Here is a 1,776-nt window from a genome sequence, read left to right on the forward strand (position 1 = left end):
GACTCTAATCCGACTACGATCCGGGTACCAATAGACAATCCACAAGACTAAACAACGAAAGGAGTGCGTCGATCCGAAAGATCCGGCGCACCCTTCTCACTATTCTTCCTTTCATGTTTTTTAATAGGCCTTTCCTTTTTCCTTCCTCCTAAAAATTCTACCTTTGCACAGCACCTCAGATTAGATGTCGAAATTAAACATTTTGATACATTTCAAGTATGAGGAACCGCACCATATACACAAGAAAAACGATCCTCATCGCGGAATAATGAAACTCTGTGAGACGTTGATAATATCCATCAAAAGAGATGAATAACATTAGGATTGCTATCATCGGTTTGGGATACGTAGGTCTCCCACTAGCTCGTCTATTTTCTACAAAATTTTCCACAATCGGCTTCGACATCAATCCAAGCCGTGTGGAAGAATTATTGTCAGGACATGACAGCACAGGGGAAATTGGAGATGGGTTATTACAAGAGGCCCTACTAAAAGGATTGCTTTGCACAGCAAAAATTGAGGATATTAGAGACTGTAACCTCTATATTGTAACAGTTCCTACCCCTATAGATCACAATCACACCCCCGACCTAAGGCCGCTTTTGGCAGCCAGCGAAACAATCGGAAAGGTAATCGACCGAGGAGATGTGGTGGTGTACGAAAGCACAGTATACCCGGGTGTAACCGAAGACGAATGTATTCCGATTATCGAGAAAGTTTCGGGTTTCAAATACAATGTGGACTTCTTTGCCGGATACAGCCCCGAACGAATTAATCCGGGGGATAAAGTTCACACAGTAGAGAACATAAAAAAAGTAACCTCCGGTTCTACTCCGGAAATAGCGGACTATGTGGATAGAGTATATAATACCGTGTTAGTCAATGGCACACACAAAGCGCCTTCGATAAAAGTTGCAGAGGCTTCAAAAATCATAGAAAATGCGCAACGAGATGTAAATATTGCATTTATGAACGAAATCGCAAAGATTTTCAATGCAATGGGAATTGATACTCACGAAGTATTAGAGGCTGCAGGCACAAAATGGAACTTTCTACCTTTTCAGCCGGGCTTGGTCGGTGGTCATTGTATTGGAGTAGATCCATATTACCTTATCCAGCGAGCACAAGTATTTGGTGTTTACCCCCAAATATTAATGTCGGCAAGAAGGCTGAATGACAGCATGGGTTCCTACGTGGCCATGCAGACTATCAAACAAATGAATAAGGCCGGCATCATGGTCAAAGATGCACACATTCTTATATTAGGATTCACATTCAAAGAAAACTGTCCGGATATCCGTAACACTAAAGTAACAGACATATACAGTACCCTCCAGGAATACACGAAAAATATTGTAGTACACGACCCTTGGGCAAATCCTTTTATAGCAGAGCAAGTATATGGGATAAAGGTTTGTAATGAATATCCTGAGGGGAAATTCGATGCTATTGTTATTGCTGTAGGTCATAGAGAGTTCTTTGCTATCGATCTCGAAAAATCATGCACAGCCAATACTGTTATCTACGACGTGAAAGGTATTCATCCCAAAGGAGAAAAATGCTATAAGTTGTAGTACGTTTATAAACTTTCATGAAGGCACAAAAGCAAAGTCGCACAGATAATAGCATACAGAACACAAAAGTTTCTCTGTTCTATTTTCTTCTTATACTGGTGACTACTTTCTTTTCCCGTAAAGTTTTTATCGATTCCCTTGGAACCGAGGTATTGGGCTTGAATACAACAATCACAAATTTGCTGGGCCTTTTGAACCTATC

The 1,776-nt window shown here is 40.9% G+C and carries 1 protein-coding gene and 1 pseudogene; both read left to right on the forward strand.

Translation table 11 applies throughout. The features are described 5' to 3' along the window. The first annotated feature begins 308 nt into the window (after nucleotides 1-308). Nucleotides 309-1,574 carry a nucleotide sugar dehydrogenase gene (locus F452_RS0110550; RefSeq protein WP_018966141.1) on the forward strand — a complete coding sequence of 422 codons (1,266 nt, stop codon included), beginning with the start codon at nucleotides 309-311 and terminating at the stop codon, nucleotides 1,572-1,574. Nucleotides 1,575-1,591: 17 nt separating this feature from the next. Further along, nucleotides 1,592-1,776, forward strand: a pseudogene (locus tag F452_RS11755) (sugar transporter); the annotation flags it as partial.

Origin of the sequence: Porphyromonas gulae DSM 15663 (assembly GCF_000378065.1) — a bacterium.
In the GTDB taxonomy this organism is placed as follows: domain Bacteria; phylum Bacteroidota; class Bacteroidia; order Bacteroidales; family Porphyromonadaceae; genus Porphyromonas; species Porphyromonas gulae.

Excerpts from the sequence above, each read along its gene's own strand:
- F452_RS0110550 (WP_018966141.1), top strand. The coding sequence starts at position 309 with ATGAATAACATTAGGATTGCTATCATCGGTTTGGGATACGTAGGTCTC.